We start from the raw sequence: 20,289 nt of genomic DNA, 5'->3' as shown, positions 1-20,289 counted from the left end.
CATTAATGAACCTCTAGAAGAATAGCTCCTTTCCACACAATACGATGATGCTTAGCGCATGCCTTATTAATATCCCTAAACATAAGGTTCAATGCTTAGAACCCTGAAACATAGCATACTAGAATCGCTTAAAGGAGGCTTATAGTCAAGAAGTATATAACATGCAAGGTGCCAATAGGGGGGCTTTAGTTTGTGCCTTGGAGCATCAAAACCAATGTGACTGTGAGATCAGTGGGTAAATGAGGCCTGTTAAACCTGATGGGTGTTAAGAGCTGAGAATCAAGAATCGCATGCAAAGGTTTGGTGCGAGTACCGGTAGGAGGGCAAACCGGTGACTCGCTGTGATTTTTAAGTTGTGTATTAAACGCTCAAATAACGCTGTACTAAATCGTCGCTAAGCTCAGCAATTGGCCCAGTTGCGACTAGGCTGCCTTTTTCCATAATAAAAAAATCATCCGCAACACGGCGAGCGAAAGGTAACTTTTGCTCCACAAGCAATACCGTGAGATTAAATTCACGGTTGAGTTTGCGGATTACCTCGCCGATATCGCGCACCACATTGGGTTGAATACCTTCGGTGGGTTCATCCAAAATCAGCAATTTAGGGTCGAGCACCAAGGCGCGGCCAATGGCGAGCTGCTGTTGTTGGCCGCCAGAGAGATCGCCGCCGCGGCGACTTTTCATTTCTTTTAATACCGGAAATAGTTCGTAAATTAGCCCAGGCACAAAGCGCGCCTTGTCTTTACGTGCGCCGAGGGAGATCTTTAAGTTTTCCTCTACGGTTAACAGCGGAAAGATTTCGCGGCCCTGTGGTACAAAACCAATACCGCTACGCGCGCGATTTTCGGTAGAGAGTTTGTTGATGTCGTTGCCATCAAATTCTATGAGCCCATCGCGAATGGGAAGCAGGCCGGTAATACATTTCAGCAGGGTGGTTTTGCCCACGCCATTGCGCCCAATCAAGCAGCCGCAGGTACCTTGTTTTAGGTTGAGCGATAAATCCCAGAGAATATGGCTTTGGCCGTAATACTGATTAATGTTGTTTATCTTAAGCACCGCTTATTCCCCTAAATAGACTTCGATAACCTTAGGATCATTTTGTACTTGATCCATAGTGCCTTCGGTTAATACCGACCCCTGGTGCAGAACCGTCACCTTTCGTGCGATAGAACGGACAAATTTCATGTCGTGCTCAACCACTATGACGGAGTGCTTGCCCGCGAGTGAGAGTAATAGCTCTGCTGTTTTTTCTGTCTCTTCGCCCGTCATACCCGCAACAGGTTCATCCACGAGTAAAACGCGCGGGCTTTGCATGAGCAGCATGCCGATTTCAAGCCATTGCTTTTGGCCGTGAGAAAGGGCGCCAGCATCCTTGTAACGCAAATCGGCAAGCCCAATTTGGACCAGCACTTCATCGATGCGAAATTTTTGTGCGCTGTTCAGTTTTTGGGTGAGTGTCCACCACACGCGTTTGTCGGCGGCGGTTGCTAGCTCTAAATTTTCGTAAACGCTTAGCGCTTCAAATATGGTGGGCTTTTGAAACTTGCGCCCAATACCGCCGCGCGCAATTTGGTGTTCAGACAGTTCGAGCAAATTAATTTGCTGACCAAAATAAACGCTGCCACTGTCGGGTTTGGTTTTGCCGGTAATCACATCCATCATGGTGGTTTTTCCCGCGCCGTTGGGGCCAATAATGCAGCGCAGCTCACCTTCATTAATATAAAGGTTGAGGTTGTTGAGCGCGCGAAAACCATCAAAGCTAACGGTAATACCTTCAACATACAAAATAGTGCCGTGGGTAGTATCTAAGGGGGCGCCAAAGTTGGGGTCACTGGGGCCAAGGTTGCGTCGCGCTTGATTAATAATATTCATGACTGCGACTCCTTGGTGTTAGCGTCTGTTGTTGTGGCTGCTGCATCTGTATTTTTTTGCGCATCTGTTTCATCGGCGAGCGGTACTTTTTTCGCTTTAAAGCGATTTGCTAAACCGACAATGCCTTGAGGTAGCACTAAAGTAACCAATACAAACAGTGTGCCTAAAGCAAACAACCATGTTTCAGGTGAGTAGGATGTAAAAATTGTTTTGCCATAGTTCACCGTGAAGGCGCCGACGATTGCGCCAAATAACGTACCGCGCCCACCCGTTGCAACCCAGACGACTAATTCGATGGAGTTGAGCGGTGAAAATTCGCCGGGATTAATAATGCCGACTTGGGGTACATAGAGTGCACCGGCAATACCCGCGAGCATGGAGGAGAATACAAACAGCCAGAGTTTGTAAGATTCTACTTTATAACCACAAAAACGCGTGCGACTTTCGGCATCGCGAATGGAGACAATAATTTTCCCCATACGCGAGGTGACTATGTAGCGACAGGCGATGTAAGCCACTATCAACATAAAGCCTGAGGCTAAAAATAATGAAATGCGTGTGCCATCGCTGGTGATGGAAAAGCCGAGAATATCTTTAAAATCCGTTAAGCCGTTGTTGCCGCCAAAACCCATTTCGTTGCGAAAGAACGCGAGCAGCAGTGCATAGGTGAGTGCTTGCGTAATAATCGAAAAGTAAACGCCGGTTACGCGCGAGCGGAAGGCGAGCCAGCCAAACACAAAGGCTAGTATGCCGGGCACAATAACGACCATCAGCGCGGCAAACCAAAACATATCAAAGCCAGACCAATACCACGGCAGTGAATCCCAATTCAAAAACACCATAAAATCTGGCAGCTCTGGGTTGCCGTATTGACCGCGCGCGCCGATTTGACGCATGAGATACATGCCCATGGCGTAGCCACCGAGTGCAAAAAAAGCTCCGTGACCGAGGGATAGAATTCCACAATAGCCCCAGATTAAATCTACCGATAGCGCGAGTAGGGCGTAGCATAAAAACTTCCCGACCAGTGTGACCGTAAAGGTTGATACATGCAGGGCCGACGATTCGGGCACTATTAGGTTGCAGATAGGAATAATGATCATGGCAATTAGCACCAGCCCCAGCACTATCATGCCGCCGCGATCACTTAATAATAAACGTTGAGTTAACATTCAATTCTCTCTTTATTAATTCTTTCTGTTTGTAGACTGGAGGAGAGGAGCGAGCTCCAGCACGACCATGTTTCCGAACAAACCAAAAAATAAAATGTGGGCTTGTTAATTTTTTACACAATGCCAACAATGTGTCGATTGCAAGTGCGAATGTTGGGGGTCGCAAGCTCACCAACAACAAACGATTTGCCACAGGTTAGTCCGCTGCTGCACGTCCCTTCTGCGGAAATATTCCTTTGGGTCGTTTTTGAATAAATAAAATTAACAGCACCAATACCAGTACTTTGGCGAGTACCGCACCGGCATAGGGTTCTAAAAATTTATTGATAATTCCGAGGCCCATAGCACCTACAAGTGTGCCCCAGAGATTGCCTACGCCGCCGAATACCACAACCATAAAGGAGTCAATAATGTAGGCCTGCCCAAGGTTGGGGCCGACGTTGGTTAATTGGGAGAGTGCAACACCGGCGATACCCGCAATGCCTGAACCCAAACCAAAGGTCATCGCATCTACCCAGCTTGCGCGCACACCGACTGCGCGCGCCATGGCGCGATTTTGCGATACGGCGCGCACTTTTAAACCGAGTGATGTTTTCTTAAGAATCATCAGCAGTGCGAAAAACACAATCAAACCAAAAAAGAAAATGTACATGCGGTTATTGGTGATGGAGAGTACAGGGTTAATCACAATGGAGCCGCTCATCCACTCCGGTAGTTCTACGGCGCGATTTAAGGGTGAGAAAATACTGCGTGCTGCTTGTTGCAAAATAAGGCTGATCCCGAAGGTGGCAAGCAGGGTTTCAAGTGGACGACCATAGAGAAAGCGAATCACGCCGCGCTCGATAGCTACGCCGACTAAGCCCGCCACCAAAAAGGCCGAGGGGATAGCAATCAGTAAGCTGTAGGCAATTTGGTTGGGGAAAAGCTGTTGCACCATCCACGTCACGTAGGCGCCGATCATCATAAGCTCGCCGTGGGCCATATTAATGACGCCCATAACACCGAAGGTTATCGCCAGCCCAATGGCGGAAAGCAGCAATACAGAACCAAGGCTCAAACCGAAAAATATATTTTCTGTTAAGCGAAATGCTGCAATACGGTCTTCAATAGAATCCAACGCAAATTGTGCTTGTTGTTTAACTTTGGGGGCTGAGTCGTTTTGGGCGGTTGCTAAGAGTGCGGTGCGCGCCTCTTGCACGAGTGATCCGCGCAAAATTTGTATAGCATCAAGACGCACTTGCGTATCAGCACTTTGTAAATTAAACAGACCAACAGCAATGGTAATTGCATCGCGCACGGCTTTATTGGGTTCAGTTTTTTGGCGCTCTTGCAGGAGCACTATAGAATCTTCGTCGATACCATCAGAGATCATTCGCTCTACCGCATTTAGGCGGGCAGCGGGGAGTTTGTTATTTAAATTCAATTGGGCATAAAGGCTACGTAACTGAGTGCGCATGGTGTTGTTGATGGGAACACGTTTTAGTTTTTTGGTGTCTTCTTGCACAATCTTTGCGCCGTTAATAGCATCAATAAAACTGTCATTGGTGCCGGAAATGGCCACCATCGGTGTGGCTGAGCGCGTTGCGTAGAGTTTGCCTTGCTGTAAGGCGTCGATAATGCCGCCTACGCGCTCATCATCGAGTTGCGCAAGTCTTTTAATGTGTTGTGTGCGTTTGGGTAAACTACCTTGGGTCAGTGCTTTTACCAGCTGTTCAAATTCGTTGTTTGGGGTCGCCGTTGGCGCAGGTGTAGGTGCGGCCGCAGTTTCATTGGAAACGGCTGGCTCTTGAGCGCTGTTAGTTTCTTGCCCGATATTAGCTTCTTGAACTACAGCGGCCGCTTGAGTCATCGCGGTTTCTTGCGCGGCGCAGATGCTGGAGTAGGCGATGAGGGCGGAAAACATAAAGCCCAGGTAATAGCTGTTGCGGAAAACTCCCGCCATCCTCTGAGTGATTTGCATAAACATATCTCGGTTAAAGCAAGCTAGATAAGGGTTTAGCTGATGGTGCAATAATTTTTATATTTTTACGGTGAAAACGGCTCGCAAGCTGAGCTTGGGAGCCGTCGACTTACTTATTGCGCAGCTGCTGCAGCACCCAAACATTTTTTAGTTTTGGTGTTGTAGTTACCGCACTTCAAGGTGATCCAGTCAGAGGTTAAGTCTTTGCTGCCTGGCAGAAAGTCAGACCATGCATCGCCTGGCACCAAACCTTCGGTTTGCCATACGGTAAGGAATTGACCGTCTTCTTGAATTTCACCAATTAATACGGGCTTGGTGATGTGGTGGTTAGGTAACATTTTGCTCATGCCGCCGGTCAAGTTAGGTGCTTCAATACCAACGATGGCATCAACTACTTTATCGGTGGCAGTAGTGCCCGCTTTCTCAACCGCTTTTACCCACATATTGAAACCAATGTAAGTCGCTTCCATAGGGTCGTTGGTTACGCGCTTATCATTTTTAATGAAGGCTTTCCATTTTTTAATGAAGGCAGCGTTAGCATCGTTCTCTTCGCTCATGAAGTAGTTCCATGCGGCCAAGTGCCCTACCAGTGGTTTCGCATCTATACCTGACAGCTCTTCTTCACCGACAGAGAAGGCCACTACAGGAATATCTTCTGCAGTTACTTTTTGGTTGCCCAGTTCACGGTAGAAAGGCACGTTGGCATCGCCGTTAATAGTAGACACTACCGCTGTCTTTTTACCGGCTGAACCAAAGCGCTTGATGTCAGACACAATGTTTTGCCAGTCGGAGTGACCGAAAGGTGTGTAGTTAATCATGATGTCTTCTTTAGCTACGCCTTTGGCCATCAAGTAAGCTTCAAGAATTTTGTTGGTGGTACGTGGATACACATAGTCGGTACCGGCTAATACCCAGCGCTTAACTTTCATTTCTTTCATGAGGTAGTCAACGGCAGGAATTGCTTGTTGGTTTGGTGCGGCACCGGTGTAGAACACGTTGCGTGAAGACTCTTCACCTTCGTATTGCACTGGGTAGAAAAGCACGCCGTTTAACTCTTCGATAACGGGCAATACTGATTTGCGTGATACTGAGGTCCAGCAACCGAAAATGGCAGCCACTTTATCTTTGGTCATCAGCTCACGGGTTTTTTCCGCAAACAGTGGCCAGTTAGACGCTGGGTCAACTACAACGGCTTCTAGTTTCTTACCGAGCAGGCCGCCTTTTTTGTTTTGCTCATCAATCAGCATTAATACGGTGTCTTTCAGGGTGGTTTCTGAAATGGCCATGGTGCCTGAGAGTGAATGAAGTACACCAACCTTAATCGTATCAGCCGCTGCTGCACTGAACGAGGCGATGCTTAAGCCGCAGGCGATACCAAGTGCCCCGACGTGTTTTGCTATTTTCTTCAACTTCATGGGTCTTTCTCCTAGTGATGGACTTTCTGTGGTTTAACGTCTGTGTTCTAACTTTTTGTTCGTTATTACGCATTAAATTTTTATCAGGTATTTCTGATGAGCAGTATTTTTTTAAAAATCTAGCTGTCAGGATTTTGCAATTTTTGTGCCTCATAGAGCATATGTATGGTGATCTTGCGTACTTCTGCCTTGCTCTCTTCGATGTGGTTCTTTAAGTAGCTTTTAGCATCCTCTGCGCGGCGCTCAATAATGGTGCGTAATATTTTTGCGTGCTCGTTATAGGTTGCTTCAACACGATTTTTTTTGGTGAAATCTATCCGGCGAATAATGCGTAAACGTTCACTGATGTCGTGATGAATGCGCGCCATTTCTGCATTGCCTGTAGCTTCCACCAGCTGTTCATGAAAACGCTCATCAAGTGCGCCCACGGTGGGGCCATCTTCTAATCTGTCTTCGGGCTTTATTAGCCAAATCTTTTTTAGGTCTTCGAGATTGGGCGCTGGCTCCATTTCGCAGAGTTTTTTTATGGCAGCTAATTCCAACACTATGCGCACATCGTAAAGCTGTTCAAATTGATTGAAATCAAAGGGCCTAACTTGCCAGCCACTGCGAAATGATACGTCGACAAAACCTTCGCGCTGTAAGCGTGTGAGAGCTTCGCGCACCGGTGTGCGGCTAGCTTCTACGCGCTCGGCTATTTCGTTTTCGCTGAATCTGTCGCCGGGTAAAAGCCGAAAGCTAAAAATATCCTGCTTAAGCTGCAGGTAGATGCGCTCCGTTAAATTGGTGCGAGGCTCTTCAGTTTTCTTTTTGTTTTTGTCGATTTTAATTAATTTCATATCTTTACCGTAGGTTGGTGGTGAGCTTGCGAACCCCAACATGACTATGTTAAAAATTTCCGCGTTGCTTGTGTTGGGGTTCGCTTCGCTCACCGCCAACCTACGGTTATTAAATTTATTCTTCCTCAAGTACCAGTAATAAATCGCCAGCGTTAACTTGATTGCCCGGTGTGCAATGAATTGATCCAACTTTGGCAGCGCGATCTGCATAGACCGAGAACTCCATTTTCATTGCCTCTACAATTAGCAGCGGCTGATCTACTTCTACCATTTGCCCCGGCTCTACGAGCAGTTTCCAAATATTGCCGCTGATATCGGCGGTAACGGCGTGGCCGTCTACTTCGATGGGGTTGGTGTTTACCTTTACCGAGAGTGCCGCATCCACTTGGGCTTCTTCATCGGCCTGCCAAAGCGCTACTTCTTTTGTGAAAGCCGCTTGTTGTTTGGTTTTGAACTCGGCAATGCTGCTAGCGTTGTCGGCAAGAAATTGTTCGTGCTCGGCGAGGCTGAAAAAACTTTCTTCAATTTTTAGTGGCAGGCGGCCCTCACGGAAGGCTTCACGCTGTTCGGTGAGTTCTGCTTCGCTCACTTCGTAGTAGCGCACGCGGTCAAAAAATTTCAGCAGCCAAGGTTCGCCGTTTGCAAATACGGGGTTCTTTAAAAATTTATTCCAAATTGGCAGGGTGCGGCCCACCAGTTGATAGCCACCGGGTGAGTCCATGCCGTAAATGCACATGTAAACGCCGCCTATGCCTACGGTGCCTTCGGCGGTGTAGGTGCGCGCTGGGTTGTATTTTGAGGTAAGCAAACGGTGACGCGGGTCAATGGGTACGGCGCAGGGCGCACCCAGGTAAACATCGCCCAAGCCCAACACCATGTAGCTGGCCTCAAACAACACCTCTTTCACTTGCTCGATGGAATCTAAACCATTAATGCGGCGCATAAATTCGGTGTTGCTAGGCAACCAAGGTGCTGTGTCGCGCACCGATTGGCGATAGCGTGACACCGCATCAAGGGTGGCGGAATCTTCAAAGGCCATGGGCAGGTGCACTATGCGGCTGGGCACTTTTATGTCGCGCGCATCACCGAGTGTTTCTTCTATAACTAATAATTTTTCTATCAAAGCGGTTTGGTGAATTGCGCGGCTGTCGTAATTAATTTGCAGTGAGCGCACACCGGGCGATAGTTCAATTACGCCCTTGATGGGGCTAGCTTTGAGCGCTTCCATTAAGGCGTAAACACGCAGGCGTAAACTCAGTTCTAAAATGTTGTCGCCGTATTCCAGCAGTAAATATTTATCACCCGCTTGGCGATAGCTCACCAGCGGGCGGCTGCCTTGTGCAGGCAGTGACGCGCGAATGCATTCAGAAATGGTGTCTGCAGGTTTGATGCTGGCAATAGTCGCTACGGCGGGTTGTAGGCTTAGGGTTTCTATGGCCTTGTCGGCTGCCAATTCCAGTGCGAGTGCTGTATCAAAGCTGAGCGCTTTAAAGCGAATTTTATCGCCCGGTTTTACTTGGCCTACTTTCCACAACTCCGCTTTTACAATAGTTACGGGGCATACAAAGCCGCCGAGACTGGGGCCGTCTTTGGTGAGAATAACGGGCATGTCGCCGGTGAAATTAATTGAGCCAACCGCGTATTCGGTGTCGTGAATATTCGATGGATGCAAGCCCGCTTCGCCGCCGTCACTGCGTGTCCAGGTTGGCTTGGGGCCGTTAAGGCGAATACCTAAACGGTTGGAGTTGTAGTGCACTTCCCATGCGGTATCAAAAAACATCTTGATGGCATCTTCGGTGAAAAAATCTGGCGCGCCGTGGGGGCCGTAGAGCACACCAATTTCCCATTCGTTAACGCCATCGACCATGTTGATGTAGTTGGGAATTAACGCGGCGGGCGCGGCCTCGGGTGAAAAAATAGGTGCGGGTGTGGTGCAGGCGGAAAAATTTGGGTTGCTGATGGGCAGCATGTCGGTGGCGCGCAGTGTGCGCCCGGCGTGGCCGCCAAATTGGCCGAGTGCAAAGGTAGCGCGGCTGCCTAAATACACAGGCACATCAATACCATTGCGCACCGCGAGATAAGAGCGGCAACCGCTTTCTGCTTTACCGACGTCTAATACTTGGCCAGCTTTCACACTGATAGGTGCCCAAAAATCAATTAATTGGCCGTCGAGTTTGGCGGGGGATTTTGCACCGGTTAGCGCTATAACTGTGTCGGTGTGAAAACGCAGCTTGGGGCCAATTAAAGTGATTTCTAAGGCGGCGGCATCGTTGTGATTGCCGACAATGCGATTGGCTAATCGAAAGGCGTAGTCGTCCATGGGGCCTGAAGGTGGAACTCCCACGCTCCAGTAGCCCACGCGGCCGGGGTAGTCCTGCACGCTGGTGTAGGTTCCGGGTTGCAGCACTTCAATCACGGGCGCTTGGTAGACGAAGCTGGCGAGTTTGTTGGTGGCAACATCGCCGCTACCAAAAAAATCTGAGCCGACGATTTGGCGTAAATAATCTAAGTTGCTCGCAATGCCCGCTACGGTTGTTGCATTGAGTGCGGCAGTCATTTTGGCGATGGCATCGGCGCGGTCATCACCGTACACAATTATTTTGGCGATCATGGGGTCGTAGTAGGGCGATACTTCAGTGCCGGTGGCGACCCATGTGTCAATTCTTGCCCATTTTTGTTCTGAAACATCGGGGAAGGTAACTTGCGTTAAAACGCCGGGCGATGGTTGAAAGTCGCGCACTGGATCTTCCGCATACAAGCGCACTTCAATGGCGGCGCCCTTGGGGTTTATTTCAATGTCGAGTTTGGGTGGCTCGCCTGCGGCGGTGAGAATCATCCACTCAACTAAGTCAATGCCAGTGCAAGCTTCGGTAATAGGGTGCTCTACTTGCAAGCGCGTGTTGACTTCTAAAAAGTAAAAGTCGTCGCGCGCGGCGTCGTAAATATATTCAATGGTGCCGGCAGAACGGTAAGCAACGGCTTCGCCCAAACTTTTAGAAGCGGCCAATAATTTTGCGCGCGTGGCGGCAGGTAAGTTGGGTGCGGGAGTTTCCTCTACCACTTTTTGATTGCGGCGTTGCAGTGAGCAATCGCGCTCGCCCAGGGCTAAGACATTGCCGCGACCATCGCCAAAAATTTGCACTTCTACGTGACGCGCGTTGTCTACGAAGCGCTCTAAAAATACGCCGCTGTCGCTAAAAAAGTTTTGGCCTTGGCGTTTTACTGTGTCAAAGGCGTCAATCAATTCTGCTTCGCTGTTGCAGCGCGTAAGGCCAATGCCGCCACCGCCGGCGGTGCTTTTTAGCATGACGGGGTAGCCGATTTTTGCGCCGGCGGTTACCGCGTCCTCAAGTGAGTCCAATAAACCTGTGCCAGGGGTGAGTGGCACGCCCGCTTTTTCGGCAATTTCACGCGAGGTGTGTTTTAAACCAAACTCGCGAATTTGCGCCGGGGTAGGGCCGCAAAAGGCGATACCTTCGGCTTCGCATTGCTCACAAAATTTTGCGTTTTCCGACAGAAAACCGTAACCGGGAATAATCGCTTGAGCGCCGGTTTTTTTCGCGGCGGCGAGAATTAAATCTACTTTCAAGTAACTTTCAGCGGCGGTGTTGCCACCGAGGCAGATAGCTTCATCACAGGCGCTGACATGCGCAGAGTTGCGATCCGCATCGGAATAAACGGCTACCGATTTAACGCCCATTTTTTTCAGGGTTTTGGCGATGCGAACGGCAATTTCACCGCGGTTAGCAATTAAGACTGTGTGAAACATTTTCCTTCTCCGGTGTTATGTTTTCTGAAAAGTTTGTTGTTGAGCGTTATGCCTGCAGCGACTTGATGTAAGCGCGCCAGCCACCTAGGTGGGTAATATCGGTTGCGCCATTGACGGCGGCGCCTTCACATATAAACCCTTTTACCTCGCGGCCATCGCACAGGGTGAGCGTGCCTATGCCGAGCGGCGCGGGAATGAGTGCGACAAAGCTGCCAAATTTTTCCAGTGGTACATCCCACAGCTCCACAATAATGTCGGCACCGGTTTCGCTGCGAATTAGGCCGGGCTTGGGCGGCGTGGTGTTGGGTAGTGCATATAAGCGGTAATTGCTGGCGCTGTAGGTGCTCTCTACAAAGAGTGCGTTGCGCTCTTGCAGTTGCGTGTTTAGCGGCATGCCGGTGAGGTGTGCACCCACTACCGCGAGACGCACATAACCGGCAGGTACAGTGTTATTTTTTGGCGACGGCACAGAAACAGGCGCGTGCGCTATGGCACCCAAAGGTAATTGTGTTGTGGCTTGCCAGCTTTTACCCCAAGCGGCCAACGCGGCGTCTTGCCATGCAGCTGCTATGAGGGTGATGCCGAAGGGCAGGCCGTCGCTGCGCATAGCGGCGGGCAGTGCCAGCGCTGAGCAATCGGCAAGGTTTACGAAGTTGGTGTAGGTGCCGAGTTGGCTGTTTACGCCAATAGGGTCGGCGGCGACTTCATCTAATGTTGGGTGGCGCGGTGATGTAGGTACTAAAAGTGCATCCACACTGCTCATGAGGGTTTGAATGGTGCGAGCTAAATCGGCACGGCGATATTCGGCGCGAAATGCATCGCTGGCAGTAAAGCTGCCACCTTGTTGAATAATGCCGCGCACTACCTCATTCATGTCGCTGCCATTGGTTTGTAAAAAATTGCCAATAGCTGCTTTGCGCTCTGCTATCCAAGGGCCACCGTAGAGTAATTGCGCCAAGGCGAACATGGGCGTGAAATCCAATTCGACCAGCTCTGCGCCTGTGGCTTTAACTTGTTCGAGGGTTGCCAACCAAGCCGCTTCGGCGTGACTATCACCAAACCAATTGGGTGCGGTGGGAATACCAAAACGCGGGGTGCTGGAAAAGTAATGGGCGCTAGCGGCTGTGCGCGAATAGCCATCTGCGGGGTCAAAAGCTTGCATCACTGTAGCGACGGTTTCCGCATCCTCAACGCTCAAGGCAAAAATAGATACGCAATCCAAACTGCGACAGGCGGGCACTACACCGCTAGTGCTAAAGCGTCCTTTAGTCGGCTTAAGTCCCACAATGTTGTTAAAACCAGCCGGTACACGGCCTGAACCGGCGGTGTCTGTGCCTAAGCTAAAGGGTACTAGGCCGCGCGCAACACTGGTGGCGGAGCCGGAACTGGAGCCGCCAGATACATAACTACTGTTAAAGCTATTGGGCACTGCGCCATAGGGCGAGCGTGTACCTACTAGGCCAGTGGCAAATTGATCGAGGTTGGTTTTGCCCATGACTATAGCGCCAGCTTGTTTGAGAAGAGCAACGGCGGTGGCATCGGCGGTGGGAATATAAGTGAAGGCAGGGCAAGCTGCGGTGGTGGGAATACCCGCGACATCTATATTGTCTTTTACCGCGAAGGGTATGCCATACAGAGGCAGCGATTGTTGGCTGCCTAGGCTGTCGAGTAAATCTAGCTGCGCATCGAGTTCGGCGGCAGAGAGTATATAAATCCAGGCGTTATCGGCCCCGCTTAATTGTGCGCGTAAACCGTGCAGAGCAGTGCGTGCATCGAGACCTTGGCTGCTATAGGCATCTAGCCATTCAGCAATAGTCCTGCTTATTAATTGCGTCATTATTGTTCCTGCTTGAAATCAAAAATACAATCTTGCATACAAGATTGTATTCAGCAGGAAGCGTGCCAAGAGAAAATTAGGTGGTGTTTTTTGGGATTGCCATAAATTAAATTCTTTGTAATTCAATGAGTTAAATGACGTATGGTGCGAGGGGTTAAGGCTGAATTTACACCTTTTTCCTATTCCGTGTATGCGCTGAAGTTGTGCGCGGGCTTTTTGCAGTGGCATCAGCTTGGTGCGTCTGTTGTGCGGATTATTCACCTGTATTTATAGCCTGGTGATAATTATTGAGCTGTTAAGCTCCACACGCTATATATTCCCCCAAGGGTATTTATTTTTGAAGATGTGCTGCGCCGAGCATGCATGCTTTTTAATCGTCGAAGCCTGCGGCAATCTTTTTTGCTAGTCTTGTTTTAGACATGGCTCGATATTCAGCATTTTAAAATTGGTTTTAAGGATCTATTTATGACTATGAATTGGCACCAGCTGCTCTGCGCTGATCGCTTAGGCAATCGCGTGGCAAAACACGAAGAGGGGCGCTCGCCATTTCACTCGGATCACGACAAAATTATTTTTTCGGGGGCTTTTCGCCGTTTAGCGCGCAAAACCCAAGTGCATCCCATGGCGACCAACGATCACGTTCACAATCGCATGACCCACAGTTTGGAGGTGGCCTGTGTGGGGCGTACCTTAGGTATTCGGGTGGGTGAGGCTTTGAAAGATAAGGGCGACTTGCCTGCGCAATTTTTGCCGACCGATATAGGCGATATAGTACAAGCCAGTTGTTTGGCCCACGATATTGGCAACCCGCCCTTTGGGCATACCGGTGAAGATGCGCTGCGCAATTGGTTTCAAAAAGAGGGAGCGGAATTTCTGCAGGATTTATCCCCCGCCGAGCGCGATGATATTCGTGTATTTGAAGGCAATGCACAGGGTTTAAGGGTGCTGACTACCTCAGAGTATCATCAGTATCACGAAGGCATGCGCCTAACCTATGCAACCCTTGCCTCTTCTATTAAATACCCTTGGTGTTCATCGCCCACGGTATTGGGGCAGCGCCCTAAAGATAATAAATACGGCATATTTCAAACCGAGTTAACTTACTTTCACGAAATTGCGCGCAAAACTGGCTTAATTGAGCGCGGTGAAAATTGGTATTGTCGCCACCCGCTGGTCTATTTAATGGAAGCTGCCGATGACTTTTGTTACGGCATTATCGATTTAGAAGATGGTTTGGAAATGGGAATTCTAAAGTGGGAGGAAATTTATGAGTTACTGCATCCCGTTATTGAAGACTCGGCGCAACTCCCAGATTTAGAGCGGTTGCTTAAAAAAGTAAACGATGGACGTAAGCCCGCACTGATGCGCGGTAAGGTGATAGATGCCTTTATTAATTCGGGAACGCGTGCTTTTATAGAGCATCAGGAAGCTTTTTTAAACGGGGAGGTGGATGGCGATTTGATTTCGCTGTGTGACCCTAAGGTAAAAGTAGCGGTGCAGGCAGCGAAAGAGCTGGCTAAGCGCAAGATCTTTAATCACTCGCGCAGAGTGGAGCTGGAAATTGGTGCCTATTCGATTATAGGGACGCTTTTGTCGACGATTTGCACGGCAGTCTATGCCTCTTTGGGCGGAGCCGAGCAGATGACCTACAAGGACAATCGCGTTATGGCCTTAATCGGTGAGAATAATTTTCACCCAGATGTGATCGATAAAACCGGGCGCTACAAATATCATGCACTCATGGCGGTGATTGATTTTGTGAGTGGCATGACCGATAACTATGCCACTAATCTCGCCAAACAATTTAATGGTATGGGCAATTCAAATTATTGAGTTGTGTTTTTTTTTGCAAAAAAAATGCCCAGCTATGACTGGGCATTTTTTATTCTGTTTTGCAACGTGAATAGGAGCGGGCGTTATTTACTTGGGAAGGCAAAAAATACTTTGGTGGCGGCTATTCCCAATCCGGGCCCAACTTGTCCCTTAGATTCAAATTTCACGCCGGTTATGATCAAACCATCGCGGGCAACGGCTTGCCAGGCTTGTGCTTCTTGATCGCGGTCGAGTTGTGCTCGCTCTAAATTTAAATCGTCAAAATTACTGCTGGCTTGGCTATTAATAATTTCTGCCACGTAATAGGGGCAGGGCGTGGTAATGCACATAATGCCCGAACTGCGTACGTTCAAGTAGGTGCCCACAGGGGTGTTTTTATTGGCGCCGACCCATGCGGCTGATGTGTTTAGGCGCGTGATTTTTAAACCGAGTCGAGGTTTTACTTGGGTGCTAATACTGCCACGCAAGAGTACTTGTTCTGCGTGCAGCGCTGCGTTCAGTTGTGCATTTTGCTTGCTGTCGAGTTCCAGTTTTTTGAGGTTAAGTTCCGCAACATAAATGCTGTTGGGCAAAATGGTTGCGCTTTGTAGCGCCTCATCTTCAGTGGTGAGATAGAGCGAGTATTGATTAACGGGGGTGAGAAACCAACCGCCACACATGGGGTAGGCGCACTTGCGATAGTCTGGTTTAACTGAGTAGGTTTGCTCGATGGGACTTGGTTTACTTTGCGCTAGCGCGCTGGTGCAGAATAAGAAGGTTGCCACGCATAGAATACTGAAGTTGGCTAGCAGGCTAACGGTAGATTTCATGGTTTTCATAATGTTCTTTCCCATAGTTTTCATTACGGAGTTATTGTCATTAAAGCCTTGATGAAAAAGGTAACTGAAACAAAATATTTAAAGTGGAATAGCTAACACCGAGTATTGCGCATAAATGCACCGCACTCTTTGTGTGGCGGATACCGACATGATCCTCACACGGCAAGAGTTTAGTGGGATAGCCTCGATTAAATAAAGGGCATTTGCGCCCTCATGCGCCAGTGATTTGTAATAAGTTGTTATAGTGCGAACTTCATACGAGGCGAGGCAGTATTGTGCGAGTTAAAGCAATGACCTGGGGTTTGCTAGCGCTTTTGTGCGGGGTATTTCCGTTGTTTTTTTGGGGTGGACCTGATTGGGTTTCGCCGCCGTTAATTTGTGCCTTTTGGGATTTAGGGCATGTTGCCTTTTTCTCGGTATTGTTGATGTTTGTGCAGCGCTTTAGGGTGTTTGACTTGCCGCGCCAATGGCTAATGATAAGCCTTATTTGTGTGGTTTCAGGGGCACTGATTGAGTTCATACAACAATTTGTGGGGCGCGATGCCAGTGCAGCTGATGTCTATCGCGACTTGGTGGGAGTGTGGTTGGGATTGTTTTGGGGGCAGCGCGCTAATCGCCGCATATGGATTATGCGTAGCCTTGCGCTGCTGCTGACGCTGCCAAGTGCTTGGCAAATAATGCAGGCAGCTAATGCACATTGGCAAGCACAGCGAAATTTTCCGCTGCTGGCAGGCTTTGAAGATAGGGCAGAACTATTGCGCCTAGGTGGACAAGGGGAATTCAGTGTTGATCGGCATACTCAGGGTCAGCAGTCGTTCAAAGTGACCTTGGATACAGTGCAATACTCCGGCACGGGTATCAATAAATTACTTGGCGATTGGCGCGGTTATGAAACCTTGGTAATGGACATTTACATTCCCGACACTGAATATTTGGCGCTTGTGTTAAGAGTGTCAGATTTTACCCATGATCGTGGCGACAACGATTATTACGATCGTTTTAATCGGCAGTTGGTATTGGTACCTGGGTGGAATCAAGTGCGCATTGCGGTCAAGGATATCGAGCAAGCGCCAAGAGCGCGCGCGATGAATTTAGCGGAAATAAGTCATTTGGGTTTGTTTGCTGTGGCGCTACCCTCGCCGCGTATTTTTTATTGGGACAATGTGCGCTTAGAATAAACCTGTAGGTTGCGCTACACGACGACGACACGATTTCGCCCCGTGGATTTGGCTTTGTAGAGTGCCATATCAGCGGCTTTAAATAATTCATCGAGTGTTTCGTGGGCAATAAACGTGGTAACACCAAAACTGGCTGTTATTTTGAAGTCTTGAGAGAATTCTAAATTGGCAATCAATTCACGCAATTTTTCAGCGAGAAGTCGGGCGTGATTGATGTCGGTGTCGCGGCATAAAAGTACAAATTCTTCGCCGCCCCAGCGCGCAAATAAATCTTGGGTGCGAATTTGCTTTTGGACGGCGGCCGCTAGCGTAGTTAAGACTTGGTCGCCTACATCATGGCCATAGCGGTCGTTAACTTGTTTGAAGTGATCTATATCCAGTAGCACGAGCGACAGCGGTTTCTTGTATTTACGCCACTCGCTTAAACCTAAGTGAATGGCCTCTTCAATGCCTAAACGATTAAACGCACCAGTGAGGAAATCAGTTTTGGATTTCAATTCGAGAATCTTACTGCGCGCATCCAGCAGCGTGTTAACTTCGATGAGTTCTGATTCTCGCTTGCGCTGAAACAGCACTTGGTCTTTAAGGTTCATCACGCGGTAGCCTAGAAAGGCCAGAATGATGGTGAGCCACACAACGATGATGCTCAAATACCAGTCAGCTGTATTGAGCCTTTGGCCAATCAATTCTATGCGATGTAGCTGAAAGCTGTGTTTACCTAAGGCTTTGCCAGAACCAGTTTGCACATCAAATACCACAATGTTGTCAAACTGTGGGTGGCTCAGTGACGGGGGGATTTTGTTGTCGTATATCCACCAGTTGGCCACAAAAAAATCTCGTAGAGAAAACTCACTCATGCTGGAGAGCAGTTTAGTATTGAATTCAATTTGATTGTATTTGGTGCTCTTATCAATGGCGGGGTCGCTGTACTGCGGGTCGAAGTTGCGCAGAGAAATACGCAGGGTCTTGCCGACACCACTGTAGTCTAGCCAGATGCGAATTTTATGGAAGTTGCGCAGATCAAGCCCTTTTACCCGCTTAGGGTCAAAGATGACTTCAAAGCCGCAAAAAGGGTATTCATATTGGTCGCGCAGAATGCAACTCCATTTGAAGTGCTCTGCATCCTCGAGATCAATAAGTGAATTACCGCCTGACTCTTCGTCATGATAGAGGCGCACAGTGTAGCCACTGTTAGGGTCCACAACGAGGCGTTGTTCGAGTAGTGTTTGTTGAAATGCAATGGCGAAGATGGTGAGAACAACCAGCAGGCCTAAAGTGGCTTCAAGCCTTAAATTCTTTTTCATGGCTGGCATGGCTCCCATTGGGGCAGGTGCAGTAATGCATCGTTATTGTTTTATTGGCTATTATCTATTCCTTTTGGCCTCAGGGTGATTAAGAACTGTTAACTGTGTTCGACGCTAACTGATTTGGGGGCAATAGTGAATATTAAGTATATTTATTGGGTCGCATACTTGTATGCACGATCATAGTGCCTATTGCAGTTATCGGCAATGCGTAAGCGTGGGTCTTGCAGATTAGGTCTAAAAACTGAATTATGAGATTGCAATGATATAAGAGGCGACAGCTGGTTAGGTGCTCTGAGGCTAAATAAGTCTAGAGGTTTGAGGAAAGATGTGGTGGCTTTAGTTGATGGGGCGGGTTAATAACGTCATCTACCTTGATCCAGATTGTCGCTGGAGCAAGGTAGAGTCAGGCATTAAAAATCTAATCCGTAAATATCATCGTAACCAAGTTGGTCTTTAATACGACGACGTTCCAAGCGATCTTCGATTTTGCGACGCATTTCCAGGGTGTGCTGGCTGGCTTCTTTCCCAGTTAGCTTGGGAGTTGCCTCCTCGTCATCGATTTCGATGCTAACATCATTGATCAAATCACTATCTTGCGACTCTACATCAACAGACATTTGACTACTCCAGTATTGATAGAGAAGGGTTGGTTAGGTCCTCGGTGGCGAGGTTATTTCTGACCCGCGCTATGTACCATAGCTGATGAAAAAACAAAAGAAAAATCTTCTGTGGGTACTAAGATTTTTCTTTTTACCTGGGCGCAAATTTAGGGTACAAAGCGCGCCCAATCACCATGTCACTGTATTAAATTGAGGTATGTCTGTGAGCATAAAGCAGCCGCAAGTAATCGGTTGGCGCGAATGGGTAGCGCTGCCCGACTTAGCCATTCCCCATATTAAGGCTAAGGTGGATACGGGAGCGCGTACCAGCGCGTTGCACGCCTACTATGTCACCCCTTTTGAAAAAAATGGTACACCTTGGGTTCGGTTCGGTTTGCATCCAGTGCAACAGGACAGCTTGACTTGTATTGAATGTGAAGCGCCTATTAAGGATCGTCGGCAAGTCACTGATTCGGGAGGGCACAAGGAGGAGCGTGTGGTGATAGATACTCGCCTGCAAATCAACGGCGTGGAGTACACTATAGAGCTGACCTTGACTGACCGAGAAAATATGCGTTTTCGCATGTTGCTGGGGCGCAGCGCGCTTAAACAGGGCTTCTGGGTTGATAGCAGCAAATCGTTTTTGCTGGGCGGTAACAAGCAGCGAGCACCGCAAGCAGCACTCTAATCACATTAAGTTTCTCAGGAGGCGGTTGTTGCTTTTGCACCTAACTAGCCTCGACTTCTGTCCTAACTCATTCTGAGTACAACCAGGTTATTTATGAAAATTGCCATACTGTCGCGCAATCGCCGTCTTTATTCCACTCGTCGTCTCATGGAAGCATGCACTGCGCGTGGCCACGACGTACGCGTCGTCGACATTCTCAAGTGCTATATGGATATTACCTCTGCTAGCCCCGCTATATGGTATATGGGCGAACGGCTGGAAGGGTTTGATGCCGTCATACCGCGCATAGGTGCGTCTGTCACTCACTATGGTTTGGCGGTTATTCGTCAATTTGAAATGATGGGCGTTTACTGTCTCACCGAATCTATTGCGCTGGGGCGCTCACGGGATAAGTTACGTGCGCTGCAGCTGTTGTCGCGCAAGGGGATTGGATTGCCCAAAACAAGTTTTGCCTACAATGTTCACGATACGAAAGAGCTGATCAAATTGGTGGGGGGAACGCCGCTGGTGCTGAAACTCTGCGAGGGTACTCAGGGGCGCGGCATAGTGCTGGCAGAGACGCCAAAGGCAGCAGAGAGTGTTATTGAGGCCTTTCGTGAGTTGCGTGCAGAGTTCTTGGTGCAAGAATTCATCAAAGAAGCCAATGGCTGCGATATTCGCTGCTTTGTGATTGGCGATAAGGTAGTAGCCTCTATGGAACGCACCGCGCAAGAAGGTGAGTTTCGCTCTAATTTACACCGTGGTGGCAGTGCAAAAATTGCCAAGCTCACCCCGACGGAACGGCGCACTGCTATTAAAGCGGCCCAAACCATGGGGCTGCAGGTGGCGGGGGTAGATTTGTTGCGCTCGAGTCGTGGGCCTTTGGTGATGGAGGTGAATTCCTCACCGGGATTGGAGGGCATTGAGGCATCAACGCACAAAGATATAGCTACCGCTATAGTAGCTTTTGTCGAAGAAAATGCGCGCCCCAATGCCAATAAAGTCAGAGGTAAGGGGTGATTT

Annotated in this window: 15 protein-coding genes; 4 read left to right on the top strand and 11 right to left on the bottom strand. The window is 48.8% G+C overall.

Annotated features, from left to right (window positions below; all coding sequences use genetic code 11):
• Window positions 1-360: 360 nt before the first annotated feature.
• The 8 genes from urtE to atzF all read right to left on the bottom strand — a co-directional run bounded on the left by urtE (window position 361) and on the right by atzF (window position 12,864).
• Complete coding sequence (gene urtE / locus AC0KUT_RS15430) at window positions 361-1,056, bottom strand: urea ABC transporter ATP-binding subunit UrtE (protein WP_488831288.1); 696 nt, start codon at window positions 1,054-1,056, stop codon at window positions 361-363.
• A 3-nt stretch (window positions 1,057-1,059) separates the two neighbouring features.
• Window positions 1,060-1,872, bottom strand: a complete 813-nt coding sequence (urtD, locus tag AC0KUT_RS15425; RefSeq protein WP_488831287.1) for an urea ABC transporter ATP-binding protein UrtD — start codon at window positions 1,870-1,872, stop codon at window positions 1,060-1,062.
• Complete coding sequence (gene urtC / locus AC0KUT_RS15420; RefSeq protein WP_488831286.1) at window positions 1,869-3,044, bottom strand: urea ABC transporter permease subunit UrtC; 1,176 nt, start codon at window positions 3,042-3,044, stop codon at window positions 1,869-1,871. The genes urtD and urtC overlap by 4 nt, the downstream gene beginning before the upstream one ends.
• Before the next feature lie 196 nt (window positions 3,045-3,240).
• Window positions 3,241-5,004, bottom strand: a complete 1,764-nt coding sequence (gene urtB, locus AC0KUT_RS15415; protein WP_488831285.1) for an urea ABC transporter permease subunit UrtB — start codon at window positions 5,002-5,004, stop codon at window positions 3,241-3,243.
• Between the two features lie 113 nt (window positions 5,005-5,117).
• Window positions 5,118-6,419 (bottom strand): urea ABC transporter substrate-binding protein, encoded by a 1,302-nt coding sequence (urtA, locus tag AC0KUT_RS15410; RefSeq protein WP_488831284.1) that lies wholly within the window; start codon window positions 6,417-6,419, stop codon window positions 5,118-5,120.
• A gap of 119 nt (window positions 6,420-6,538) precedes the next feature.
• Entirely contained in the window at window positions 6,539-7,258 is a 720-nt protein-coding gene (locus tag AC0KUT_RS15405) for a GntR family transcriptional regulator (protein ID WP_488831283.1), read from the bottom strand.
• Window positions 7,259-7,373: 115 nt separating this feature from the next.
• Window positions 7,374-11,027 carry an urea carboxylase gene (gene uca, locus AC0KUT_RS15400; RefSeq protein WP_488831282.1) on the bottom strand — a complete coding sequence of 1,218 codons (3,654 nt, stop codon included), beginning with the start codon at window positions 11,025-11,027 and terminating at the stop codon, window positions 7,374-7,376.
• A 46-nt stretch (window positions 11,028-11,073) separates the two neighbouring features.
• Window positions 11,074-12,864 (bottom strand): allophanate hydrolase, encoded by a 1,791-nt coding sequence (gene atzF / locus AC0KUT_RS15395; protein WP_488831281.1) that lies wholly within the window; start codon window positions 12,862-12,864, stop codon window positions 11,074-11,076.
• Window positions 12,865-13,329: 465 nt separating this feature from the next.
• On the opposite strand from atzF, the gene AC0KUT_RS15390 reads away from it, so the two are divergent.
• Window positions 13,330-14,697, top strand: coding sequence for a deoxyguanosinetriphosphate triphosphohydrolase (locus AC0KUT_RS15390; RefSeq protein WP_488831280.1), 1,368 nt, complete (start codon window positions 13,330-13,332; stop codon window positions 14,695-14,697).
• 83 nt (window positions 14,698-14,780) lie between these two features.
• Here AC0KUT_RS15390 and AC0KUT_RS15385 read toward each other — a convergent pair whose 3' ends face one another.
• Entirely contained in the window at window positions 14,781-15,515 is a 735-nt protein-coding gene (locus AC0KUT_RS15385; protein ID WP_488831279.1) for a DUF6748 domain-containing protein, read from the bottom strand.
• Between the two features lie 275 nt (window positions 15,516-15,790).
• Here AC0KUT_RS15385 and AC0KUT_RS15380 point away from each other — a divergent pair, with 275 nt between their 5' ends.
• The gene (locus AC0KUT_RS15380; protein WP_488831278.1) at window positions 15,791-16,693 is read left to right on the top strand and encodes a VanZ family protein; all 903 of its coding nucleotides are present in this window, start codon (window positions 15,791-15,793) and stop codon (window positions 16,691-16,693) included.
• Between the two features lie 14 nt (window positions 16,694-16,707).
• Here the strand turns inward: AC0KUT_RS15380 and AC0KUT_RS15375 are convergent, their stop codons facing one another.
• Entirely contained in the window at window positions 16,708-17,997 is a 1,290-nt protein-coding gene (locus tag AC0KUT_RS15375) for a GGDEF domain-containing protein (RefSeq protein WP_488831277.1), read from the bottom strand.
• Window positions 17,998-18,410: 413 nt separating this feature from the next.
• Window positions 18,411-18,617, bottom strand: a complete 207-nt coding sequence (locus AC0KUT_RS15370) for a PA3496 family putative envelope integrity protein (RefSeq protein WP_488831276.1) — start codon at window positions 18,615-18,617, stop codon at window positions 18,411-18,413.
• Between the two features lie 205 nt (window positions 18,618-18,822).
• Here AC0KUT_RS15370 and AC0KUT_RS15365 point away from each other — a divergent pair, with 205 nt between their 5' ends.
• Both AC0KUT_RS15365 and rimK read left to right on the top strand, forming a co-directional pair.
• The gene (locus AC0KUT_RS15365) at window positions 18,823-19,287 is read left to right on the top strand and encodes an ATP-dependent zinc protease family protein (protein WP_488831275.1); all 465 of its coding nucleotides are present in this window, start codon (window positions 18,823-18,825) and stop codon (window positions 19,285-19,287) included.
• 93 nt (window positions 19,288-19,380) lie between these two features.
• On the top strand, window positions 19,381-20,286 hold the full coding sequence (gene rimK, locus AC0KUT_RS15360; protein ID WP_488831274.1) for a 30S ribosomal protein S6--L-glutamate ligase: 906 nt from the start codon (window positions 19,381-19,383) through the stop codon (window positions 20,284-20,286).
• The last annotated feature ends 3 nt before the right edge of the window (window positions 20,287-20,289 follow it).

The sequence above is a fragment of the Cellvibrio sp. 25HG11W-0 genome (assembly GCF_057815475.1).
The sequence above is the reverse complement of the archived record's forward strand: the minus strand, read 5'-3'. Positions and strand labels throughout refer to the sequence as shown.

Bases quoted from the DNA above. Each gene is read 5' to 3' on its own strand.
- urtB (WP_488831285.1), bottom strand. From the start codon at position 5,004: ATGCAAATCACTCAGAGGATGGCGGGAGTTTTCCGCAACAGCTATTAC.
- AC0KUT_RS15375 (WP_488831277.1), bottom strand. From the start codon at position 17,997: ATGAAAAAGAATTTAAGGCTTGAAGCCACTTTAGGCCTGCTGGTTGTT.
- rimK (WP_488831274.1), top strand. From the start codon at position 19,381: ATGAAAATTGCCATACTGTCGCGCAATCGCCGTCTTTATTCCACTCGT.
- urtA (WP_488831284.1), bottom strand. From the start codon at position 6,419: ATGAAGTTGAAGAAAATAGCAAAACACGTCGGGGCACTTGGTATCGCC.
- AC0KUT_RS15370 (WP_488831276.1), bottom strand. From the start codon at position 18,617: ATGTCTGTTGATGTAGAGTCGCAAGATAGTGATTTGATCAATGATGTT.
- AC0KUT_RS15405 (WP_488831283.1), bottom strand. From the start codon at position 7,258: ATGAAATTAATTAAAATCGACAAAAACAAAAAGAAAACTGAAGAGCCT.
- atzF (WP_488831281.1), bottom strand. From the start codon at position 12,864: ATGACGCAATTAATAAGCAGGACTATTGCTGAATGGCTAGATGCCTAT.
- uca (WP_488831282.1), bottom strand. From the start codon at position 11,027: ATGTTTCACACAGTCTTAATTGCTAACCGCGGTGAAATTGCCGTTCGC.
- urtD (WP_488831287.1), bottom strand. From the start codon at position 1,872: ATGAATATTATTAATCAAGCGCGACGCAACCTTGGCCCCAGTGACCCC.
- AC0KUT_RS15385 (WP_488831279.1), bottom strand. From the start codon at position 15,515: ATGAAAACCATGAAATCTACCGTTAGCCTGCTAGCCAACTTCAGTATT.
- urtC (WP_488831286.1), bottom strand. From the start codon at position 3,044: ATGTTAACTCAACGTTTATTATTAAGTGATCGCGGCGGCATGATAGTG.
- AC0KUT_RS15390 (WP_488831280.1), top strand. From the start codon at position 13,330: ATGACTATGAATTGGCACCAGCTGCTCTGCGCTGATCGCTTAGGCAAT.